At 29.9% G+C, this 23329-nt stretch carries 24 protein-coding genes, 1 tRNA gene, 1 riboswitch and 1 other annotated feature; of the genes, 19 read left to right on the forward strand and 6 right to left on the reverse strand.

What is annotated here, in order from left to right:
* The first annotated feature begins 63 nt into the window (after positions 1 to 63).
* From cobM to CLPA_RS06150, 8 genes are all read left to right on the forward strand, one after another.
* The gene (cobM, locus tag CLPA_RS06115) at positions 64 to 840 is read left to right on the forward strand and encodes a precorrin-4 C(11)-methyltransferase (RefSeq protein WP_003446143.1); all 777 of its coding nucleotides are present in this window, start codon (positions 64 to 66) and stop codon (positions 838 to 840) included.
* Positions 812 to 1864, forward strand: a complete 1053-nt coding sequence (cbiG, locus tag CLPA_RS06120) for a cobalt-precorrin 5A hydrolase (protein ID WP_003446145.1) — start codon at positions 812 to 814, stop codon at positions 1862 to 1864. Before cobM ends, cbiG begins: the two co-directional genes overlap by 29 nt.
* Before the next feature lie 259 nt (positions 1865 to 2123).
* Positions 2124 to 2840: a precorrin-3B C(17)-methyltransferase gene (gene cobJ / locus CLPA_RS06125; protein ID WP_003446147.1), complete on the forward strand. Its 717-nt coding sequence runs from the start codon at positions 2124 to 2126 to the stop codon at positions 2838 to 2840.
* Positions 2837 to 3610: a cobalt-precorrin-6A reductase gene (locus CLPA_RS06130; RefSeq protein WP_003446149.1), complete on the forward strand. Its 774-nt coding sequence runs from the start codon at positions 2837 to 2839 to the stop codon at positions 3608 to 3610. The genes cobJ and CLPA_RS06130 overlap by 4 nt, the downstream gene beginning before the upstream one ends.
* Positions 3611 to 3627: 17 nt before the next feature.
* On the forward strand, positions 3628 to 3963 hold the full coding sequence (locus CLPA_RS06135; protein WP_003446151.1) for a YnfA family protein: 336 nt from the start codon (positions 3628 to 3630) through the stop codon (positions 3961 to 3963).
* Between the two features lie 21 nt (positions 3964 to 3984).
* The gene (locus tag CLPA_RS06140; protein ID WP_003446153.1) at positions 3985 to 4470 is read left to right on the forward strand and encodes an ECF transporter S component; all 486 of its coding nucleotides are present in this window, start codon (positions 3985 to 3987) and stop codon (positions 4468 to 4470) included.
* Positions 4461 to 5201, forward strand: a complete 741-nt coding sequence (locus tag CLPA_RS06145; protein ID WP_003446155.1) for an AIR synthase related protein — start codon at positions 4461 to 4463, stop codon at positions 5199 to 5201. Before CLPA_RS06140 ends, CLPA_RS06145 begins: the two co-directional genes overlap by 10 nt.
* Positions 5202 to 5391: 190 nt before the next feature.
* The gene (locus tag CLPA_RS06150; protein ID WP_003446156.1) at positions 5392 to 6252 is read left to right on the forward strand and encodes a GHMP family kinase ATP-binding protein; all 861 of its coding nucleotides are present in this window, start codon (positions 5392 to 5394) and stop codon (positions 6250 to 6252) included.
* A gap of 39 nt (positions 6253 to 6291) precedes the next feature.
* On the opposite strand, the gene CLPA_RS21110 is transcribed toward CLPA_RS06150, so the two are convergent.
* A complete protein-coding gene (locus CLPA_RS21110; RefSeq protein WP_155760361.1) occupies positions 6292 to 6447 on the reverse strand; it encodes a hypothetical protein in 156 nt (51 codons plus the stop codon).
* Between the two features lie 477 nt (positions 6448 to 6924).
* Between CLPA_RS21110 and CLPA_RS06155 the strand changes: the two genes are divergently transcribed.
* On the forward strand, positions 6925 to 7494 hold the full coding sequence (locus CLPA_RS06155; RefSeq protein ID WP_003446157.1) for an ECF transporter S component: 570 nt from the start codon (positions 6925 to 6927) through the stop codon (positions 7492 to 7494).
* A 37-nt stretch (positions 7495 to 7531) separates the two neighbouring features.
* Here the strand turns inward: CLPA_RS06155 and CLPA_RS06160 are convergent, their stop codons facing one another.
* Positions 7532 to 7696: a zinc-ribbon domain-containing protein gene (locus tag CLPA_RS06160; RefSeq protein ID WP_003446158.1), complete on the reverse strand. Its 165-nt coding sequence runs from the start codon at positions 7694 to 7696 to the stop codon at positions 7532 to 7534.
* 276 nt (positions 7697 to 7972) lie between these two features.
* Here CLPA_RS06160 and CLPA_RS06165 point away from each other — a divergent pair, with 276 nt between their 5' ends.
* The 5 genes from CLPA_RS06165 to CLPA_RS06185 all read left to right on the forward strand — a co-directional run bounded on the left by CLPA_RS06165 (position 7973) and on the right by CLPA_RS06185 (position 13096).
* Entirely contained in the window at positions 7973 to 9058 is a 1086-nt protein-coding gene (locus CLPA_RS06165; protein ID WP_003446159.1) for a sensor domain-containing diguanylate cyclase, read from the forward strand.
* 115 nt (positions 9059 to 9173) lie between these two features.
* Positions 9174 to 10394 (forward strand): tyrosine--tRNA ligase, encoded by a 1221-nt coding sequence (gene tyrS / locus CLPA_RS06170; protein ID WP_003446160.1) that lies wholly within the window; start codon positions 9174 to 9176, stop codon positions 10392 to 10394.
* Between the two features lie 238 nt (positions 10395 to 10632).
* Positions 10633 to 12021, forward strand: a complete 1389-nt coding sequence (locus CLPA_RS06175; protein WP_003446162.1) for a hypothetical protein — start codon at positions 10633 to 10635, stop codon at positions 12019 to 12021.
* A 29-nt stretch (positions 12022 to 12050) separates the two neighbouring features.
* Positions 12051 to 12332, forward strand: coding sequence for an EscU/YscU/HrcU family type III secretion system export apparatus switch protein (locus CLPA_RS06180; protein ID WP_003446164.1), 282 nt, complete (start codon positions 12051 to 12053; stop codon positions 12330 to 12332).
* Between the two features lie 71 nt (positions 12333 to 12403).
* Positions 12404 to 13096: a metallophosphoesterase gene (locus tag CLPA_RS06185; protein ID WP_003446166.1), complete on the forward strand. Its 693-nt coding sequence runs from the start codon at positions 12404 to 12406 to the stop codon at positions 13094 to 13096.
* Positions 13097 to 13113: 17 nt separating this feature from the next.
* Here CLPA_RS06185 and CLPA_RS06190 read toward each other — a convergent pair whose 3' ends face one another.
* Complete coding sequence (locus CLPA_RS06190; protein ID WP_003446168.1) at positions 13114 to 13995, reverse strand: DUF2225 domain-containing protein; 882 nt, start codon at positions 13993 to 13995, stop codon at positions 13114 to 13116.
* A 325-nt stretch (positions 13996 to 14320) separates the two neighbouring features.
* Between CLPA_RS06190 and yjbM the strand changes: the two genes are divergently transcribed.
* The gene (gene yjbM / locus CLPA_RS06195) at positions 14321 to 15118 is read left to right on the forward strand and encodes a GTP diphosphokinase (RefSeq protein ID WP_003446170.1); all 798 of its coding nucleotides are present in this window, start codon (positions 14321 to 14323) and stop codon (positions 15116 to 15118) included.
* 98 nt (positions 15119 to 15216) lie between these two features.
* On the opposite strand, the gene CLPA_RS06200 is transcribed toward yjbM, so the two are convergent.
* The gene (locus tag CLPA_RS06200) at positions 15217 to 16308 is read right to left on the reverse strand and encodes a GerAB/ArcD/ProY family transporter (protein ID WP_003446172.1); all 1092 of its coding nucleotides are present in this window, start codon (positions 16306 to 16308) and stop codon (positions 15217 to 15219) included.
* Between the two features lie 131 nt (positions 16309 to 16439).
* Between CLPA_RS06200 and CLPA_RS06205 the strand changes: the two genes are divergently transcribed.
* Together CLPA_RS06205 and CLPA_RS06210 are read left to right on the forward strand one after the other, a co-directional pair.
* Positions 16440 to 17843 (forward strand): spore germination protein, encoded by a 1404-nt coding sequence (locus CLPA_RS06205; protein ID WP_003446175.1) that lies wholly within the window; start codon positions 16440 to 16442, stop codon positions 17841 to 17843.
* Positions 17840 to 18958 carry a Ger(x)C family spore germination protein gene (locus CLPA_RS06210; protein ID WP_003446177.1) on the forward strand — a complete coding sequence of 373 codons (1119 nt, stop codon included), beginning with the start codon at positions 17840 to 17842 and terminating at the stop codon, positions 18956 to 18958. Before CLPA_RS06205 ends, CLPA_RS06210 begins: the two co-directional genes overlap by 4 nt.
* 123 nt (positions 18959 to 19081) lie before the next feature.
* Here the strand turns inward: CLPA_RS06210 and leuS are convergent, their stop codons facing one another.
* Both leuS and CLPA_RS06220 read right to left on the reverse strand, forming a co-directional pair.
* The gene (leuS, locus tag CLPA_RS06215) at positions 19082 to 21511 is read right to left on the reverse strand and encodes a leucine--tRNA ligase (protein WP_003446178.1); all 2430 of its coding nucleotides are present in this window, start codon (positions 21509 to 21511) and stop codon (positions 19082 to 19084) included.
* Between the two features lie 192 nt (positions 21512 to 21703).
* Positions 21704 to 21900: a binding site (T-box leader), on the reverse strand.
* 96 nt (positions 21901 to 21996) lie between these two features.
* Positions 21997 to 22073: transfer RNA gene (locus tag CLPA_RS06220), tRNA-Gln, on the reverse strand.
* Positions 22074 to 22152: 79 nt separating this feature from the next.
* Between CLPA_RS06220 and CLPA_RS20395 the strand changes: the two genes are divergently transcribed.
* Complete coding sequence (locus tag CLPA_RS20395) at positions 22153 to 22425, forward strand: hypothetical protein (RefSeq protein WP_071167505.1); 273 nt, start codon at positions 22153 to 22155, stop codon at positions 22423 to 22425.
* Between the two features lie 97 nt (positions 22426 to 22522).
* A riboswitch (SAM riboswitch) is annotated at positions 22523 to 22633 on the forward strand.
* A gap of 346 nt (positions 22634 to 22979) precedes the next feature.
* Positions 22980 to 23207: a hypothetical protein gene (locus CLPA_RS06230; protein ID WP_003446180.1), complete on the forward strand. Its 228-nt coding sequence runs from the start codon at positions 22980 to 22982 to the stop codon at positions 23205 to 23207.
* Positions 23208 to 23329 lie beyond the last annotated feature (122 nt).

The raw sequence follows: 23329 nt of genomic DNA on the forward strand, positions 1-23329 counted from the left end.
TAAAACTAGTTATGGCTAATCAAATGCATAAAGATACTAAAATACTTTAGAGGAAGTGAATATATGGTTTATTTTATAGGAGCAGGTCCGGGAGATGTGGATCTTATAACAGTGAAGGGACGAGATACTTTAGCTAAAGCTGATATAGTTATTTATGCAGGGTCCCTAGTAAGTAAGGAGCATATGAATTTTTGTAAAGAAGATGTAAAAATTTATAATTCTGCATCTATGAATTTGGATGAGGTAATTGAAGTTATTAAAGAAGGCAGTGCTGAAAATAAAATTATAGTAAGACTTCATACAGGAGATCCGGCTATATATGGAGCTATAAAAGAGCAAATGGATATATTGGATGAGTTTAATATAAGTTATGAAGTTGTTCCTGGAGTAAGTTCATTTACTGCAGCCGCTGCGGCAATTAAAAGGGAATTTACTCTTCCAAAGGTTAGTCAAACGGTAATACTTACAAGAATAGAAGGCAGAACGCCGGTACCAGAGGGAGAAGACCTTGAAAAATTAGCAAAGATAGGAGCTTCTATGGCAATTTTTTTATCTGTTAGTATGATTGATAAAGTAGTAGAAAAACTAAAAAAGGGCTACGGCAGAAATGTAGCAGTTGCAATAGTAGAAAGAGCCACTTGGGAAGATGAAAGGACTATTATTGGTACTTTAGATGATATTTCTGAGAAGGTAAAAAAAGCAAATATAACTAAATGTGCACAGATACTAGTGGGAGATTTTATAGATTGTGAATATGAAAAAAGTAAGCTTTATGATAAAAGCTTTACCCACATGTTTAGAGAGGGTATAGATGAGGATAGCAGTAGTAAGTCTAAATGAGAAAGGTGATAATATAGCTAGTACTATAGCTGATAATATTGATATAGATATATATTCTAAGAATAAAATTGCAGAGTTTAATGTTAAGTCTATTACTGAAGAACTTATGCAAAAATATCAGGCTCTAGTATTTTTATCTTCTACAGGAATTGCCGTAAGAGCTATTGCTCCATACATAAAGTCTAAAGACAAAGATCCTGCTGTGATAGTTATAGATGTACTGGGAAAGCATGTTATAAGTCTTCTCAGTGGTCATCTGGGAGGTGCTAACTATCTTTCTCTAAAACTTGCCAATATAATAGATGCAATTCCCGTAATAACTACCGCTACAGATATGTTGAAAATTAAGGCACCAGATATTATTGCAACGGAAAATAATCTTATAATAGATAATTTAAAAGATGCTAAAAATATATCTGCTTTACTGGTGGATGGTGAGAAAGTAGCTTTTATAGATGAGAAAAATAGAATTTCTGTGCCAGAAGCATATGTTAATCTAGCAGATATTCAGAAGTGTTGTGAATTTGAGAAAATATTAGTACAGAATTACAGCTTATTAGAAAAGCTCAAGGGCATTGTATATGTAACTAATAAATCCAATGTATCTAGTTTAAAAGAATATCCCTGCACTGAACTCAAGCAGTTAAAGCTTATAAGAAAAGATGTTGTACTTGGTGTAGGGTGTAAAAAAAATTATCTCCCTGAAATAATGATAAAGCAAGTCTGTGAAAGCTTAGAGGAATTAAACATAGATAGAAGAGCAGTAAAATATGTAGCTACTGTGGAGATAAAAAAGAATGAAAGAGCTATTTTAGAATTAAATCAATTTTTGAAATCAGAATTAAAAATTTTTACAAAAGATGATATAAGAGAAATACAACATCAATATAAGGGCAGTGATTTTGTGGAGAAAAGCATAGGTATAAGAGCAGTCTGTGAACCCTGTGTAGAGCTTAGCGGAGCTGACATTTTTACAGAAAAAATAAGTCTTTCTGGAATGACTTTATGCATGGGGAAAATTTGAAATTACATTTTAATTTGACATCTATAGTTAAAAAATATAAGGGAAATTTCATTTCAACCTGACTAACTTGGCGTAAGTCTCCCACGCACTCTGTACAGTCCTGACACCAAATTAAAATTTGGGCTCTCTACTTTTCTTCAAGTGGAAGCTCTACGCCAAGTAAGCCAGGCATTGCAGTTCTAAAATTCAGATGGGGTAAAAAAATCCCCACCTGAATTAAGAACTTGCTTCAATTTAATATCTGAAAGGAGAAGTTTTAATGGGAAAATTGTATGTAGTGGGTATAGGACCTGGAGGACTTCAGCACATGACTGTAAGGGCAAGACAAGTTATAGAGGAAAGTGAAGTTATAGTAGGATATACAAAATATATTGATTTTATAGCTCCCCTGATTGAGAATAAAGAAGTATTCTCTACGGGAATGATGAAGGAAGAAGAAAGGTGCAGGGAAGCTTTAAGACTGTCAAAGGACAAGATAGTATCTATCATTAGTACAGGAGATGCAGGTATTTATGGCATGGCAGGGCTTGTCTTGGAACTGATAGAAAATGAACAGGTAGAAATAGTCCCTGGAGTTACAGCTTCCTCAGCTGCTGCATCTATTTTAGGTGCTCCAATTATGCATGACAGCTGCAATATAAGTCTTAGTGATTTAATGACACCTTATGAACTTATAAAGAAGAGGGTTGAGGCTGCTGCACAGGCAGATTTTGTTATAACTCTCTATAATCCAAAGAGCAAAGGCAGACCTCATTATCTTAAAGAAAATATAGAAACAATAAAAAAATATAGAAATGGCAATACACCAGTGGCAGTAGTTAAAAATGCACTAAGAGAAGGGCAGGAATATGAAATATTTACTTTAGATTCCTTTGATGACAGTAATGTTGATATGCTGTCAGTTGTTTTGATTGGAAATAGTCAAAGCTTTGTAAAGAATGGAGTATTTATAACTCCAAGAGGCTATAAACTATGATAGGACTCATACTTGGAACTGCAGAAGGGAAAAATATACTTTCACAACTCAATAAATATACAGATGATATTTTTGTAAGTACCGCTACGGATTATGGTGGTGAGTTATTAAAGAAATTTAAATTTAGGGCTATAAATACTAGACCTCTTGAACTTACGGAACTTATAGAAATTTTACAGAAAAATAGAGTAAAACTTTTGCTTGATGCATCTCATCCCTATGCTGTAGTAATCACTGAAAATGCCATAAAAGCATGTAAAAAACTGGGCATAACTTATATGAGATATGAAAGAAAATCTGTTCTTGATAATTTTAAGGAAAATAATAATATAATTACACTTAGAAATTATAATGGACTTAAGAAAAAAATTTCACATATAAATGGAACTATTTTAAATACTACAGGCAGTAATAACATTGAAAAATTTATAGACATGAAATTAGAAAATAGAATAATACATAGAGTTCTGCCTTCCACTAAAGTCATGGAAAAATGTTTTAAACTGGGAGTATCTACAGAAAATATAATAGCTATAAAGGGCCCTATAGGCTATGAACTTAACTGCGGTTTTATAAGAGAATATGATGTAAAAGCAATGATTCTCAAAGATAGCGGAGTTCAGGGGGGAACAGGAGAAAAGCTGAAAGCCGCTGTAGATATGGGAATAAAGGCTTTTGTAATTGAAAGGCATAATATAAAGGCACAGAACAGTTTTAGCAGTGAAAAAGAAGCGGTTGATTTTATAGTTGATAAATTATCATTAATATAAGAAAGAAGGTGTTACTCATGGGCATACTCAAATCAATATTTTACTTTGTATTAGCTGGGATATTTGAAATAGGAGGAGGATATCTTGTATGGTTATGGCTTAGAGATGGTAAAAGCATATGGTATGGTTTAGCAGGAGCCTTGAGCTTGCTAATATATGGAGTAGTTCCTACTTTTCAGCCGCCAAACTCTAGTTTTGGACGAGTATATGCAGCCTATGGTGGAATATTTATAGTTCTTTCAATTCTTTGGGGGTGGAAAATAGATAAAGTTGTCCCAGACAAATTCGATTTAATTGGAGGATTTATTGCACTTATTGGAGTACTTATAATTATGTATTATCCACGAGGATAGTTGTAGAAAGAAGGTAAATTTATGAAGACAAAAAAATTAGTCATAATGGCACTTTTTATTGCCATAAGTTTTTTAGGTGCCAATATAAAGATAATGGGTAGTATAGCTTTTGATTCCATGGCTGGATTTTTAGGGGCTTTAATTTTGGGACCGGTATATGGAGCTATCATAGGAGCTTTAGGCCATTTTTTAACAGCTGCTACCAGTGGCTTTCCTTACAGCCTTCCTGTGCATCTCATTGTTATGGCAGATATGGCAGTGACTATGTTTTTATTTGGAATAATATATAATAATCTCTGTAAGATAAACAAATATTTAAGTATAGTTATAGCTTCAATTGTTGGAATATTGATAAATGGACCTATATCAATTCTAATACTTTTACCGATTATGGGAAAAGCCATGGTTGCTATGATTCCTATATTATGTTTAGCTGCCTTTTTTAATATTTTAATAGCATACATATTATATAAATTTTTATCTAGGAATGAAAAGTCATGGAAATAAAAAAGATTAGAGATTTGACTTTGATTGATATAGATAAAGAGTATACTATGGTTGTAGCCTGTGATAGCTGTGGAGGTATAGGAATGAAGGAAGGAGATACTTTTAAAGTTCCAACAGTTTATGTGGCTAGGTTTGCTGTCAGGGTTGCCATTATGGAAGTGATCTGTGCTGGAGCTGAAATTGTTACTATTACCAATGCAGTGTGTAATGAAATGAATAATACAGGTATAGAGGTAATCAAGGGAATAAAAGAAGAATTAAAAATGGCAGAAATAGATTCTGTAGTGCTTACGGGAAGTACTGAAGAAAATTTTAAGACTATTTCTACGGGTATTGGAATAACCGCTATAGGAATGGTTTCTAAAGATGAAGTGAAAGTGAATTCCGCTGCAGGTGAAGCGGCACTAATAAGTATTGGTATTCCAAAGGTTGGAGCTGAAATAGATTTTGTTAAAGATAATAGTATTGTAGATTATAGTACTATATATAGACTTTTAAAGCACAAAGATGTCTATGAAATAGTACCTGTAGGTTCCAAGGGAATCGCCTATGAGGCAAAAGAACTTGCAAAAAATAATGGACATAAATTGAATTTTAAAGATAATATTTTAGTAGACGTAAATAAATCTGCAGGACCTTCTACCTGTATTATCGCAGCTGTAAATCAAGAAAAAATTAATGATTTAAAAAAAGATTTTAAAAAGGTAAATGTAATAGGATTAATGGTATAAGATTAAGAGTGGCTGTGTCACAATGAATGTATATGTATGCTTTCATTGTGATACAGCTTTTTAGCTATATATTGCAATGAATTTTTTACCATAATTTATCATACTGTAGATTTAAGTAAAAGTTATTTTGTCGCTTTTTTATAATTATGATAGTATAATTAATTTAGAACAATTATAGAGGAGAGGACAAATGGAAGCTTCAGCTTGTTATCCAGGAAGTGCAGGGGAAATAGTACAAGGCAATGTCCAAGGTATAGATGTATTAACATCCTGTCCTATTAATTTATATACTAAAGTTAAAGTATTTGAAAACAGCAATATAAATAATTATTACAGAAATTCTAAGACTTATAAATTTATGTTTAATATATTAAAAAGATGGGGTTATGAATCCTTTGGAAGTACCCTTAAGATATATATAAATTCCTATATTCCCATAGGGAAAGGATTTGCCAGCAGTACTGCAGATTTATGCGCACTTTACAATGCATTAACTAAACTTTTCAGGAGAAATTTCGATGAAAAAGAGCTTATGGATGAATGTTTAAAAATAGAACCTACAGATAGTATAATATTTGATAAGATGACCTTATTTGACTATAAAAATGGGGCGTTTAATAAAACTATAGGTGAGTATCTTGAATTTCATCTATTGATATTTGAAGGTAAAACCAGAATTAATACCGTAGAATTTAATAGAAGAAAACTTCCTGAACACAAAGATATATCAGATCTTATTCCACATTTAATTGATGGAGTAAGAAGTAAAAATTTAAGAAAATTAGCCTGGTGTGCTACGGAAAGTATAATCAGAAATCAGCATAGGCTCAAATACGATTTTTTAGAAGACATTCTCAGTATAATGGATAAAGTTGAGGGAATTGGCATATTAGGTGCTCATAGTGGAAACTTTTTGGGGATAATATTAGAGGATGTAGAAAAGTTTAATTATTACAAATATAAAAATTATAGTTGCTTAAAAAATTACAGTACATATTTGCTTAGGACTATAAAAGGTATTGATGATTTTAGATATAGAACTCTATTCTAAAAAGTGTGGGATAGAGTTCTTTTATAATTTTAAAATGTTTTACATAGATCTTCTCCTTTGAAGAAATAGATCTAACGCCAATAAAAGGCCAGAAAGAATTAAAACTAAATTTATAAAATTACTTCCAGCTTTAAATATTATACTTGTCATGAATAATAATAAAAAAAGACTTACTATCCAACGTAGAAATTTCATATATTTCCTCCAAATTAATCTAACTTAGGCATATGAAAATAAATAGAAAGTCAAAGATGCGAGGGATATTTTGAATCGTACAAGGAAACAGGTGACCAGGATAGTGAGCTATCTGAGGATTCTGTTGACGTAGTAGGATTCAAAATAGGCTAGCTACTGACTAGTTATTTATTTGAATGTGCCTTAATTATATTTTAATTAATAAAACTCACAAATAATCAGCGTAGTAGTGAAATTCCTATTATATTATGTCCAAAATAACAGTTAATATTCATTTTAATATATTACTAAACTAAATATTGATCTCTAATTTTTTCCTTATTGATACTTATTTTTGCTTATAGGAGAAAAGATAATCATAAAATACACAACATGATTGTATGGGTACATTTGCATTAATATATATTTTATTTATAATTGATATTAATATAAAAGCAAGTCTTGAAATTATAATTATTAATATTTGGAGGAATTGAAATGGAACTTAAGCAAACAAAACACAAGGTTCGTACTATCGATATGGTGCAGGTAGCTTTTATGGCAGCAATAGTATATGTAGCCACAGCTATGATTAATGTACCTGTTGGAATTGGTTATAAAGGTGTTGTTCATTTAGGAGATAGTATGGTATTTCTTGCAGCAGTACTCCTTGGAAAAAAGAAAGCTGCTTTAGCAGCTGCTATAGGAATGAGTTTATTTGATTTACTATCTCCATATTCAATATGGGCACCCTATACTTTTTTTATAAAAGGCATTATGGCATATATCGCAGCAGTGATTGCCTACAGAGGAAATTACAAGGGTGAAAATATAGTAAACAATATTTTTGCATTTATAGTTGCTGGAATATGGATGAATATAGGCTATTTTATTGCTGGGATATTTGTACAGCATTTTTATACTAATGTTCCCTTAAATCAGGCAATAATTATACAATCTACTCATATGCCAGGGGATATTGCACAGGTTATAGTTGGAATACTTATAGCGGTACCAATAAGTGAAATGCTTAGAAGAAGTAATATTAAAAAGATTATAAATAAATAGAATAATAAAAGAGAGGTTAAACACCTCTCTTTTATTATTAATCTCTATGGAAATTATTTCTGTTAGCTTTTCTAGCTTTTCTGCATTCAGGACATCTAACTGGATCATTTTCAAATCCTTTTTCTTTGTAGAATGCTTGTTCACCTTCACTAAAGATGAATTCCTTTCCACAGTCTTTGCATACGATTGTCTTATCGGCCATTATAAAAAACCCTCCTTGAAAATATCATAGGAATAATGTATCTTGATAATTAACTTTCTCCTATGATAAAAAAGAGGAGTTGAAATCACCTTGATAATTAACCTACTTGATTATGAGTAAGTATACTCTAAGGATTATTATATCATATGAAGTGTAAAATTCAATATTATTGGCTTATTTATTTTAACAATCAATATTAGCATTTATTTTTTTCATATTTTGAAATATAATTAGTATGGTTAAATATATATCATATAAAAGGGAAAGTGTAGATTTATGGATAGAAAAGATGATATTCAATCAGAATTTTTAAAGCTTAAAGAGGAGTTTGAAACTTATCAAAATTTTGCTGAAAGCACTATTCAAATGATGAATGAGAAAAATACTCAACTGGAGAAAAAGTTAGACTCATTGACAAATATCATAGAGATAAGTAAGTATATTAATTCTAACATAAGTGCTGACAATCTTATAACTATGATTAATGATATGATTATTGGAATATTAGGAGTTACATATTCTTCTATCTGTCTTATAGATAAAAACACAAATCATTTAATAGTAAAGGCTACAAATATTAAAAGTAATAAATTAAATTTTGAGGAAGATGAATTTTTCAAGAACCTCAATAATGAGCAGCCTTTTGTATTGAACTGTAAAGATCCAATGCTACTTGGATGTGATACAAAGGTAAATATACATTCTATAATAGGTGTACCTATATATCTTAGAAATGAGTTTAGAGGATATATAATAGTAGAACATACGCTCTTGAATTTTTTTAGTCACGATCATATAACATTTATATCATCTATTGCAAATCAAATAGCCATAGCTCTCGAAAATAACTTTTTATATAATCAGATTAAGGAGGCTTCTATTAAAGATCCACTTATGGGTATATATAATAGAAGATACTTTTTCGAATTTTTAGAGAAGAAGGTTTTAGAAAATTCAAGAGAAGAATTTGCAATTGTCATGATGGATATAGACAATTTTAAAAAATTTAATGACACTTATGGACATCAATTTGGGGATAAGGCACTTATTTCTATAGGTGAAATATTAAAAGACGGCTTGGAAGAAAATGATTGTGTTGCAAGATATGGTGGAGAAGAAATAGTAATTTATATAAATAAAGCCTATAATCATCAGCTTGTTTTTAACAGAATAGAAGAAATAAGAAAGAAAATTTGTGGAAATGTTGTTGAATATGATGGTAATAGAAAATCCATATCTGCCAGTTTTGGAATAAGTTATTATCCTCAAAATGGAGATACAGTGCAAAAAGTATTAAGTGTAGCAGATGCCATGCTTTATGAAGCCAAAAATTTAGGCAGAAATAGGGTTATCACTGTCTAAATTCAATAAAATTTTATTTTAAAAATAAGTTTATATGAGGTTATTATTGATAATTGTTAAATTTACATATATACTAATAAAATAGGTAAAAATTTAGCTTTATGGAGTGATTTAATTGTCAAGTGTAGTAGATACTTTAATAGAACGTGGATTTATAAAACAGTTTACACATGAAGAGGAAATAAAAGAACTTCTTGAAAAGGAAAAAATAACTTTTTACATAGGTATTGATCCAACAGCAGATAGTTTACATATAGGTCATTTTCTTGCACTTATGCTTATGTCGCATATGCAAAGGGCAGGACACAGACCTATAGTACTTATGGGTGGGGGAACTGCCATGATTGGTGATCCTTCAGGAAAAACAGATATGAGAAAGATGCTTACAAAAGAGGATATAGACCACAATGTAGAATGTATAAAGGCACAGGTTAGCAGATTTATAGATTTTACTGATAATAAGGCTATCTTAGCAAATAATGCTGATTGGTTAATGGATCTAAATTATATAAACTTTTTAAGAGAAGTAGGAGTGCATTTTTCTGTAAATAGGATGCTTACAGCGGAATGTTATAAGCAAAGACTGGAAAAAGGACTTACTTTTTTGGAGTTTAACTATATGCTTATGCAGGGATATGACTTCCTGCAGCTTAATAAAAAATACAACTGCGTTATGGAACTTGGCGGTGATGACCAATGGTCCAACATGATTTCTGGTGTAGAACTCATAAGGAGAAAGGAAGGGAAACCTGCCTACGCTATGACAGCTACTCTTCTTACAAATAGTGAAGGTAAGAAAATGGGTAAGACTGAAAGTGGAGCTATATGGCTGGACCCCGAAAAGACTACTCCTTATGATTTCTATCAATATTGGAGAAATGTAGCTGATTCAGATGTAGAAAAATGTCTTTCACTTTTAACCTTCCTTCCAATTGATGAAGTTAAAAGGCTTGCAAGTTTAAAAGATGCTGCCATAAATGAAGCAAAAAAAATATTGGCTTTTGAGGTTACAAAGCTTGTACATGGAGAAGAAGAAGCTAAAAAGGCAGAAAAAGCAGCTGAAGCTCTTTTCTCTGGCGGTAAGGATATGAGCAATGTACCAACAGTAGCTATGACTAGAGAAATGCTTGAAGGATCACTTTTAGATGCACTAGCTTATACAAAGATAATACCTTCAAAGTCAGAGGGCAGAAGACTTATACAACAGGGTGGAATTGTATTGAATGATGAGAAGGTAACGGATGTAAATGTGATTATCAGTGAAAGTGATTTTAAGGATGGAAGTATACTTTTAAAGAGGGGAAAGAAAAAATTCTATAAAATAGTTATTGAATAAGTAGAAATACTGTACCAGCTGAATTTGGTACAGTATTTTTTAGCTAAGTATTAGTTTAAAGAAAATTTATTATTTTTATGTAATGAACTTTAAAATAAATAATAAATTTATATTAAAAAATTGAATTTACATGACTTTACTGAAAAAATATAGTAAATTAACGATAATATATATAGTATAAGATTTAATAAAAACCTTGTCTAACTATAAGAATTACTCTTATAAAAGGGGGGATTATATGGCTGGAATATCAAATATTAATAATCCTATGCAATATGGTACTGGGAAATTAGTTCGTAAATTAAGTTTTGAGATAGGTGAAATATTTTCTGCTAGAATAGTAGATGAAAATGTAGGCAAGAATGAAGTTGTATTGAAATTAACTAATGGATGGAAATTTAGCGCAAAGCTTGTTAGCAGCATAAATTACAATACCAATGTTCTCAATAAATTTATAGTAGATGGATATGAAGATGGTAAAATAAAAATAAAGATGTTTTCTTCAGATAAAGGTAATAGTGAAAATGTAATAAATTCTCAAGAGGGTATTTTAAAAAATTATATAAATAATACCTATACTAAGGAAGATTATAATATATTAAAATCTTTGATGGACCATAATATCCCACTTACTAAAGAGAATATCTTAAATGTAAAATCCTTAATGAAATTTAAAGACAGTATAATTGAAAATCCGGATAAAGCGGATGAATTTATATTACATTACATGAAAAATAATAATATAGATGTAAATAGTGTCAGGGGAAAGGAGGTAAAAAAATTATTAGAAAAGCTTTTTACACAATTAAAGAATATAAGTCAGGAAGAAATTGCTTTCTTTATGGAAAATGGAATAGGTGTTGATGGAGATAACATAGAAAGTTTTAATAAAATTTTTAAACAGAATTCTGAAGTTTATAAATTATTGGAAAATATAAAAGAGGAAATATATAATCCCAATATTTTTGATGACAGTACAAATTCATTGAAAAGACAAGCAGGAGAGAATATACTTACTAAATCTTTAAATAGTTCAGTTGACCATAAAGAAATAGATAATAAATTATCAGAAAATAATTTAAATAAAGTAATAATTAGTGAAATAAATTCTAAAATTGATGAAATGAAAAATATTATTAGGAATATGATTTCTAGTGATAATCTTAATAAAGAAAGTTTGGATAAAATATTAAGTACATTAGGTAAGAGTATAAATGATATAAAAGTATTCAATGATATATCACAAGCATATTATTATCTTGATATACCTTTGAATTTTAAAAATAGTGAGTATAATTTTAAACTTATTCTTAAAGATGACAGAAAGAGCGGAAAGAAAGTGGATTCAAAAGATGTTAAATTCATAGCTTCTGTTAAAACTGTTAATATGGGAACAATAGATGCTTTTATAACTGTAAACAATAAAAATTTAAATATAGATATAAAATCAGAAGAAAAATGGACTAGAATTTTGGAAGTATCTAAAAATAGGCTGCTAAATAAAATAGAACAAATGGGATATGCAGTAAATGTTTATGTAAAGCCTAAAGAAAATGAAGTTAATATATTAAACAGCAGAAGCTTTTTTAATAATGAATATATTTATAATTTAGATAAGAGGGTATAAGATAATTAATCTATTGGAGGTAGGTATAAATGTCTTATAAAAGAAAAAAAGCAGCAGCATTAAAATATGATACAGGATATGAAGCTCCAATAGTTACAGCTGCAGGTGTTGGGGCTTTGGCAGATAAAATTATAGAAAAAGCTGATGAAAATAAAGTCCCTATAGTGTATAATAAGGAGTTAGCAGATTTATTATTAAATGTAGATATAGGCAGCAGTATACCAGAAGAGCTGTATGAGGTAGTTGCAGAGGTAATAAATTATGTTATTGATATAGATGATAATATAAATAAAGAATCTAATAAGAAATAACATCTAAAAGGATACTGTTAATATTTTATGATTTATTTTATAGTTGTATGTTTTATAAAGGGGGGAAATTAATGGCTTTATACGCTATATCAGATCTCCATTTGGCATTGAGTGGAGATAAGCCAATGGATATATTTGGTGATAATTGGTATAGGCATGATGAAAAAATAAAAAATAATTGGATAAATATTATTTCAGAAAAAGATACAGTACTCATTGCAGGAGATATATCTTGGTCTATGCATATGGAAGAGGGGATAAAAGACTTGGAATGGATTCATAGTCTTCCTGGAACAAAAATATTTATTAAAGGAAATCATGATTATTTTTGGACTTCCATAACTAAGTTAAATGAACTTTATGAAGATATGAATTTTATACAAAATAATTTTTATACCTATAGAGATTATGCTATTTGTGGAACTAGAGGATGGAATAATCCTAAATCTGAAAATTTTACCGAGCATGATGAAAAAATATATAGGAGAGAACTTATAAGGTTAAGATTATCTTTAGAGACTGCTGTTAAAAATGGATTTAATAAAATAATAGTAATGGTTCATTTTCCTCCTTTTTCCGAGAAAGAGGAGGAAAATGATATGACAAATTTACTGGAAGAATATCCAGTGGAAAAAGTTATTTATGGACATTTGCATGGTAGTTCGCTTCAAAGAATAAAAGATAAGATCAATAAAAATAATTTAGAATATATAATTACATCCTGTGATTATATAAATTTTACTCCAATAAAAATTTTAGAATGATTTTTATTGGAGTAATTTTAAAAGAATTTTGAAAAAAAACCTTTGCCTTTTTTCTTTGGCTTTTTAATTTCTATATTTTTGTCAAGGCTAGAATTAGAGGAAACTTCTATACTTTCTTTACTGAGAGTTATTAAATCCTTTTGATCTCTTGCTTTATCTTTAATTTTCTGATTGGCCTTCGGATTTGTTATAACATTTCCGAGCCAAAGTAGTGCTTCATCAGAATCACCTATACGTCTGCTTAGTTCTCCAATTAAATACATGGTAGTAAATTTGTCCATGCTATATATAGGAAAATCCTCATTATTGTAGGCTTTCTTAAAACCTAAAAGAGAGTACTTCATAAATAGATTTTCATTTTCACTTTGTGAAAGTATTCTATACATCCAAGATAATTTTAAACAATTCATAGCCTTTTTACTGGATGGGGATTCTATGATGGTATAATTTAAAAGAGAGAGCTTATATCTTTCTATAGCTATATTTACATCATATACAGCGGGATAAATTTTCCCCTTCCATTTTGTACTGATTTTGTTCTTTACCATATCTTTTTGAGAGTTTTTTATTTTATTAAAATCGGTTTTCATAGAAGCATATCCACAGTCATTACAAATCCATACATCATAAAAGTATGGATTAATTATATTGTAGTTTATAAAAAAATCACTATCTTTTTTTATTATTCTATAGGAGGATGTTTTAATAGATCTAGCCTTAAAAGTACTTCCGCATACAGGGCAGGTAATGGTTCTGTCATATAAGAGGTCAGCATGAGAAATTTTATTATTATCTTCAGCTGTTTTTTTAATCTTTTGGCCCTCTTTTTCGTATATATTTAATTTGTCAATATCTTTAAATCCTAGATCATCTAAATCTGAAAATATATTATTATCCATAAAGCTACCCCCCAATCTGTAAAATAACTAATTTTTATTATATCAAAAAAATGAGGTGATTACATAAAAAAGTTTAAAATAATTTATTTTATTTGTTTGATTTTGGTGAAATATGTCTAAATAGTATATATAAAAGAAATTTTATGTAATTGAAAAATATAACATATAATATTATAATAACTTATTGGAGATAAAATTCCGTATATTAAAGTATTTAATAGAACTATACTAAATAAATTAATTGGAGTAGTTGGATTGTTATTTTTTATTATAGTCTAAAGGGCAATTAATTGTTAAACAAATTTTTATTGAAAAGGATGATTTTATGGCTATGATGATTAAATGGAAGACATTTTTAATTCCCTATAGTCAGGCGGTAGATGAATTAAAAGTAAAAATTAGAAATATAAGAAAAGAATATAGAAAAAAGAATGAGTATTCCCCAATTGAGTTTGTTACTGGAAGAGTAAAGGAAATTTCAAGTATTCTTGAAAAGGCCAAAAAATTAAATTTAACTTTGGATGAAATAGACAGCTTTATGGAAGATATAGCTGGAATAAGAATAATGTGTCAGTTTGTAGATGATATTGAAAGAGTGGCAGAATTAATCAGACAAAGGCAAGATATGCTTGTAATAAATGAAAAAGATTATATAGATAATGTAAAGGAAAGTGGATATAGAAGTTATCATATGATTATAAAATATCCTATTAATTTAGCAGAGGGTAAAAAAGAAATACTAGCAGAAATACAGATAAGGACTTTGGCAATGAATTTCTGGGCAACTATAGAACATTCTTTAAATTATAAATATAAGCATGATATACCTATAGAGATAAGAAACAAGTTGAAAAATGCTGCAGATGCTGCATTTCAGTTAGATGGACAGATGCTTGAAATAAAAGATGAAATAAAAGATGCTCAAAAATTATTCGAAGTTAAGTCAAATTTAATTTCAGATATTGTAAATAATATTCTTGTATTGTCTTCCATGAATAAATTATCTGAGGTATCTTATTATAAAAGCCGATTAAATAAACTTCTTGAAGAGGGAGACGAATTTGAACTAAGTAATTTATTAGATTCTATAGAAAAATCCATTTATGAGTTTAGGAAGTATTAGAAAAATTCGTAGTTATTTATTTGAATATATGGAAAACACAGCATAAGTCAAGTATGCTGTGTTTTTTTATTGGACAAAAATTCATGTATATGGAAAAATTACATTGGGTTTATTTTTTCTAAAGTTTTTTTGTTTCTTATGTGAAATGTTATGTATACTATAGTTGGTATAATAATAAAATTAGCAAGTGCTATATATATAAATATGTTTAGTGATTTAAAAAGTAATTTAATATCTTTAGATAAGAAAAATGATGATATTAAAACCAATAAAGTTACACAATAAATATAAAATCTGTTATCAATATTTAATTTCTTCAATATTAGTTTCATGGAGAAAAGAGTTAATACATATTTTATATACCAACCAGCAATTACTTGCAGTAATACATACAATTCTCCACTTTCAAGAAATCCCCAGTAATTTATAAGTTGAGTCTGAATTAGTTTTGGATAATATATTATATTTCCTCTTAATGCTCCAAAAGTGCTTATAATACCCATGGTAGAAACTACTTCCATTTGAATAATAAATAATAGAGCTATGAAAATACTTTTTTTCAGTGTATTTTTATTTTTGATTTCAGTTAAAAATGGCAGTATCATAGAAAAAAAGCTGAAAAATCCCAAACTTTTTACTATTGCCATAATGAAGTTTGGGGTCACTCCTTTTTCCATGATAGGCAGTAAAAAATTAAAATTTTTATATTTTGATGTAAGTATAGCCAAATTTGTTCCTGAAATACTTACAAAGGTCATGCCTATTATTGATACAATTACTATTGCGTTCTTTCCTCTGCTGAATGTATAGATGGCTGGAATTGCAAAAAATATAGTGAAAAACCAAGGTGGTGTGTTGGCTAACATGTTTACATGCATTGAGTTAGATTCAACAGAGCTACATTCCACTAAAGTAAGAAATAAAGTTATTATAAAGCACCAGATAAGAATATTCCCTAGAGTTTTTCCCATAGCAGTACAATATATATCTTTCATATTATAGTTATTATTTTTTTCAGTTATACTTATAATCATATAGGCAAATAACATTAAGAGTATTCCTGAACATATAACAGCTATCCAAGAATCCCTTCCACCTATTTCTGTATATAGACGTGGATAAGTCTTCATAGAAACTATAGCCATTCCACTTAAGACGAAGAATAAATGGGTACCATTAAATTTATCCATAACATTACCTCTTTTGCATAAAGTATTTAGAAAAATCCATACTATTATTGAAATCTCTTTAACATAGTAGTAGTATTTCATATTTAATGAATATTATGCAATGATTAGAAAAAAATGAGGCAGGTGATAATATGAATGAAGATTATATGACATTTGTAAAGGAAAAACTTAAGGGTAATGTAGATGTAAAATTTAGAAAACTAAAATGTAAAAAAGGCTGTATATCTATAATATTTATTGATAACTTGTCGGATGCTAAGTTTATTAGTCAATATATAATTGAACCTATTGTAAGGGAAAAGGATATTATTGAAACTGCAGAGGATGTAAAGAAGAATATTCTGTTTGCCAATTCTATAGGAGATATAGATACTAGTCATGATGTACTTATCCATATACTATCAGGAGATGTGGTTGTAATTTCTGATTTTTATGAGGGATTAATATTTTGTGAGGCCAAGAGCTGGAATAGGAGATCTGTAGGAATACCAATTACAGAAAGTGTAATAAAGGGACCTAGAGAAGGTTTTACGGAGGCTTTTGTAGACAATATTTCACTTATAAGAAGAAAAGTTAGAAATTCTGATTTAAAATTTGAGAGTATGTATATAGGAAAAAAATCAGATACCATTGTGGTATTATCTTATATTAAGGGTGTAGCTAATGATAAATTAGTATCTCATATAAGAAAAGAATTAAAGAGTATAGATACAGAATTTCTACTGGATACAAATTATGTAGAGGAAAAATTAAAAGAAAAGAAAACACTATATGATACCATAGGTTATACGGAAAAGCCAGATATAGTGGCCTCCAAACTGTTTGAAGGAAGAGTAGCTATAATTGTTGATGGGACTCCTTTTGTAATTACAGCACCTTATTTCTTTTATGAAAATTTTCAAATGCCAGATGACTATTATTTAAATAAATATATGTCAAATGCTTTGAGAATTTTAAGATGGATTTCCTATTTTATTTCTGTACTTTTACCAGGATTGTATGTTGCACTGACTACCCATCACTTTTCTCTGATACCTTCTGTATTCGTATTTAGACTTTCTATATCAAGGGCTGGGGTACCATTTCCAATGGTAATAGAAGTTATTCTAATGATATTTTTCTTTCAGATATTAAGAGAGGCTGGAGTAAGGTTACCTCAGCCGGTAGGTCAGGCAATGAGTATAGTTGGTGCATTGATTTTAGGACAATCAGCTGTAAGTGCCGGCTTTGCATCTGAAACCACTATAATTATTGTAGCATTAACCTCTATTGCTCTATTTTTAACGCCTAAAATTTATGGTCCAGTAACTTTTTGGTCAATTTTACTAATATTGTTTTCCAGTATAGTTGGATTACCAGGATATTTTGTAGGAATAATTTTAATGATATCTGAATTAGCTGGTCTTAAAAGCTGTGGCTTTAAGTATATATTTCCAATGGGTACCATCAAAAAATTCAATTTTGGAGATATAGTTTTAAGAGATGACTTAGATTCTATATCTAAAGATTTTACAAATGAGGGTGGTAAGAAATGAAGAAAATATTAATGTGTTTATTTTTAGCATCTTCCATATTTTTAAATGGATGTTTTAGTTATGTAGATATAAATAATGTAGTTTTTGTAACCTCTGTAATATTTGATATAGATAAAGATAATAATCCGGTTATATACCTAGAAATTTTTAAATCTATAAGAGCTGCTTCAAAAGCCGCAGAAACAGGTCAGAGAATTGTTCTAAAGGGAACAGGAAAAACTGCCTATGAAGCATTAAATGATGTAAACTTAGCTTCCAGCTATCAAATAAACTACACCCAAAACAAAGCTATAATATATACAAAGAGAGCTGCAGCACAGGGAATAGAAAGTTATTTTGATATATTTAGAAGAGATACCCAAGCTATAATAAAACCCTACATGCTTGTTTATGATGGAGATGTAGAAAGACTTGCAAAGGGAAATTTTGAAGGAGAACAATTTATAGGATTATTTATATGGGATTTAATAATTAATGTGAGAAGCAGCCCAAGAGCAGTACAATCTTCTCTCAATAGATATTTATCAAGAAGGGTATCTCCAAGCAGGACAGATGTGCTGACAGTGCTGAAGATAGATAATGATCAACCTAATCCTTCATTGGTAATTAATGGTGGAGCCATAATGGAAAATGATAAATTAGTTGAAATGCTTCCAAGTTCAGAGGGTCAGGCATATAATTTCCTCGTTGATGTAATACAACAAGGATCCATGGAAGTGGCAGATCCTAGAGACAGCAGTAAATATATATCTTTATCTATAGAAAATAGCAAAACCGATACAGATGTAAATTTACGGGGTAACACTGTAGATGTTACAAAGAAGATAAATGTAAAGGCAAGAATTGTAGAATTTCAAAAGTATATGGACTTAACGGATGAAGAATTAGAGCAGATTAGAAAAGGTGCAGAAGCCAATTTAATTAATGCCTGTACAAATATATTTAACAAGTATAAGAAGAGAGATTTGGATATCTTTATGATTGGTCAGGAACTTGAAAATAAATATGGTGATAAAATTCCTATAGGAGGAGAGGTTATAAAACATGCCAATATGAAAATAGAGCCAAGAGTATTTATTGATAGCCCTGGAAAAATTGATAAATATCAACAATAATTTAAATTTATAAGTTATAATTATAAAAATTTTAGATATGAAATTTTTGGTATATATAAAGATATTACATATACACTAATAAATTATTATATACTGTATATGTAATATCTTATTTAATATATTTTATTTTACAACTATATTAACAAGGTGTCCTTTAATTACAATTACTTTAACAACCTTTTTACCTTCAACAGCAGCTTTAATGTTATCATCATTTAAAGCAAGTTCTTTAATTTCATCTTCTTTTAAATTAGAAGCTATATTTGTTCTGGCTTTAATCTTACCATTTACTTGTATAGCTATTTCCATTTCATCTTTGATTAATGCCTTTGGATCAAATTTTGGCCAGGATTCATTGAAAACTGAAAAATTATTTCCACAATTAGCCCACATCTCTTCAGCAAAATGAGGAGCAAAAGGAGATAGAAGTCTTATGAAATCATCAACGCATTCCTTTAAGAATTCTGGATTCTTTTTATCTTCATTTATATATTTTGAAAGTGCATTTGTAAATTCCATTATTTTTGCTATGCAGGTGTTAAACTGGAACTTTTCAGCATCTTCGCTTATACCTTTAATGGAAAAATTTCTTACATAGTTAAGTTCTTTTTCAGCTTTATCTATAGTATTCTTACTGTTATCTGAAGATTCAGTGCACTGAGACAGAATTCTTTCCACTCTGTCTACAAATTTAGAAATAGCCTTTATACCATCATCGCTCCAAGCTCCACCTTCTGTATAGTCAAAACCAAACATAAGATATAATCTAAATACATCTGCACCATATTCGCTTATATAATCATCTGGTGATATTGTATTTCCCTTGGATTTACTCATCTTTTGTCCATCTGGTCCAAGGATCAATCCCTGGTGTCTTAAGGAAAGAAAAGGTTCATCAAAGTTTAAGTATCCCATATCTCTTAATGCTTTTGTTATAAATCTTGCATATAAAAGATGCATGCAGGCGTGTTCAGGACCTCCAACATATTTATCTACAGGAAGCATTTTGTTTATTATTTCAGGATCAAAGGCTTTGTCACTGTTTTTATTGTCTGCATATCTTAAATAATACCAAGATGAACATACGAAGGTATCTAAAGTATCAACTTCTCGTTTTGCTGGCCCGCCACAATGAGGGCAAGTTGTATTTACAAATTCATCACTTTTAGCAAGGGGAGATTTACCATCTGGAGCAAACTCAACATCATAAGGAAGTTCTACAGGCAGCTGCTCTTCTGGCACAGCTACAGTACCACATTTTTCACAATAAACTATAGGGATAGGAGCACCCCAATATCTTTGTCTTGAAACAAGCCAATCACGAAGTCTGTAGTTGACTTTCCAGTGCCCTAGATTTTTGGAAGATAATAATTTTACTATAGCTTCTTTGGCTTTATTACCAGATAGACCGTCAAATTCACTACTATTAACAAGTTTGCCGTATTCAGTATAAGGAAGGCTGTCTCCACCTTCAATTACTCTTATTATTGGAAGATTATATTTTGTTGCAAAGGCAAAATCTCTCTCATCATGAGCTGGTACTGCCATAACTGCACCTGTTCCATAAGTTGCAAGTACATAGTCGGCTACCCAGATTGGTACTTTTTTGCCGTTTGCTGGATTTGTGGCATAGGCACCAGTGAATACACCGGTTTTTTCTCTTGTTAAAGATTGTCTTTCTATATCTGTTTGCTTTGAGGATTGAATTTTGTACTCTTCTACAGCAGATTTGTATTCCTCTGTGGTTACTTTATCTGTTAGAGGGCTTTCAGGAGCCAGAACTACATAGGTAACTCCTAGTAATGTATCAACTCTTGTAGTGAATACGTCAAAGGTTATATCGCTGTTGTCTACTTTAAAAGTAGCTTCTGCACCTTTGGATTTACCTATCCAATGTCTTTGCATAGCTTTTGTCTTTTCAGGCCAATCCAAATCCTCAAGTTTTTGTAAAAGCTCTTCCGAGTAATCAGTAATTTTTAAAAACCATTGTGTCAAATCTTTCTTTATTACTTCACTGCCGCATCTTTCACAGCCGCCATCTACTACCTGTTCATTTGCAAGTACTGTATTACAGCTAGGGCACCAGTTAACAGGAGCTTTTTTTCTGTAAGCTAATCCTTTTTCATAAAGTTTTAAAAATAGCCATTGAGTCCATTTATAATAGTCAGGAAAACAGGTAACTACTTCGTGGTCCCAATTGAACATTGCACCCATAGCTTTAAGCTGCTTTTCCATAGTTTCTATATTTTTAAGAGTAGAATCTTTTGGATGAATACCTGTTTTTATAGCATAGTTTTCTGCAGGAAGACCAAAGGCGTCAAATCCCATAGGCTGAAACACATTGAAACCCTGCATTCTTTTAAATCTTGCCCAAGAGTCTACCGGACCATAATTAAACCAGTGACCAGCATGAAGCTTTGCACCAGAAGGATATGAAAACATTTCAAGTGCATATAATTTTTTATCCATATTTGATTCATCAAATTTATAAAGTTTTTTATCTTGCCATATTTTTTGCCATTTTTCATCAATTTTAGTATTGTAGTTTCCCAATTAAATAACCTCCTCGTAATTTTAATATGTAATTTATCCTGTGCTTTCTAGCTATAATACTCTAAATTTTAAAAGATAGAGATTATATAGGTATGCAAAGATAATTAGTTTAAAAGTGGTGTAAGTACAAAAGTAAATATCAACTAAGTAAGAACTATTGATTAAAGTCCAAATAAAAAACCTCCATCTCAAAAAAGAGACGAAGGTTAAACTCCGTGGTACCACTCTACTTAGGTAAGAACCTCACTTTATAATATAACGGATTAACCGTACTACTTTTTAGTAGTAATGCTCCCAAGCGAGTTCATATATAATCATCACTGTTTTGCAGCAATCAACAGCTCTCTTTAGATGAGTTCAATATTACTATTCTTGTTCAAGGCAAAATATAATAATGTAATTATGCCACTATATTATAAGTTATAAAGTATTTATTGTCAATAAATTAAAATAAAAAAGCTAAGATAAAAATCTTAGCTTTTCTTTGGCTGCCCTAGCAGGACTCGAACCCACACAATGCCTGAACCAGAATCAGGTGCCTTACCAATTTGGCTATAGGGCATCAGCAACAATTAATATTCTATCATTTTTTTTATAAATGTCAATATAAATCTTATGAAAATTTTAGAATAAATAGTTTCATGCAGGAAAATATTCCCTTTATACAACATAGAGGTGAATTCTATTATGATATTGTTCTCAAGGATGATACTAAAATTAATGCAGGTTTTTTAGGAACGGTTTCAGCAAAAGATGATAAGGATATATATTTAGCTTTAAAAGAATTAGATGAAATATTAGTTAAAACTGGTGCACAAAAGACAGTGGACAGTAAATATTTCAACATAGGAGTTAAGGATTTAGATAAATTATATGCAAATAGAATAAGGAGTATTTTACTAAATATAAGATAAATAAAAATCAGATTGACTATTGACATTACACAGATATAATGTTAATATAATAAAAATAATTTATTTCTGAAATATTTTGAAAATTTAATACAGAGTACTCTTATCAAGAGTGGTGGAGGGACTGGCCCTTTGAAGCCCGACAACCGGCATTAATTTAAATGTATCGGTGTTAATTCCTACAGGTGTGTAATATTTTGAAAGATGAGAAATTTAGTATAAACATAAATTTTTTTATAGCAAAAACTACTTTTCTTATAGGAAAAGTAGTTTTTGCTATAATTGATTTCACCTGACTAACTTGGCGTAAGTCTCTCACGCACTCTGTACAGCCCTCACACAAAATCGAAAACAAGATTTTAGTTCTCTGCTTGCACTCTGTGAAAGCGACCAAATACAAAATAAATTTTGTTTTGTCTGCTTTTCTTCAAGTTGGAGTTCTACGCCAAGTAAGCCATGCATTTGCAGTTCTAAAATTCAGATGGGGTAAAAGAATCCCCACCTGAATTAAGAACTTGCTTCAATTTTAGAGATTTAAATAAATGGAGGTATTTAAAATGGATATAGGAGATAGGTTTCTAAACATTCTCAATGATAACGCTGGAAATTTTAAAAATGATGAGGCCTTTGCTATTTGCCCTAAAGTTTTTTATGAAAACTTAAGTGAAAAAGAAATTTCTGCTATGCAGGAACTTTACAGCAGAGCTTATAAAAAGGCACAAGAGCAGGTTAATAAAAATAAATATAATGGTTTTAATGACTTTTTTAATGGGAGTGGAATATAAAAGTTTTAGATGAATTGAGATTATAGTATTTAAATATAAAACTACAGTACTATTTATAGAATAGATTATATAAATAACGCTGTAGTTTTTTGTGGCTAAAATAAAACTATCCTAAAAAATCT

The sequence above is a fragment of the Clostridium pasteurianum DSM 525 = ATCC 6013 genome, from assembly GCF_000807255.1.
GTDB classification, from domain to species: Bacteria; Bacillota; Clostridia; order Clostridiales; family Clostridiaceae; genus Clostridium_I; species Clostridium_I pasteurianum.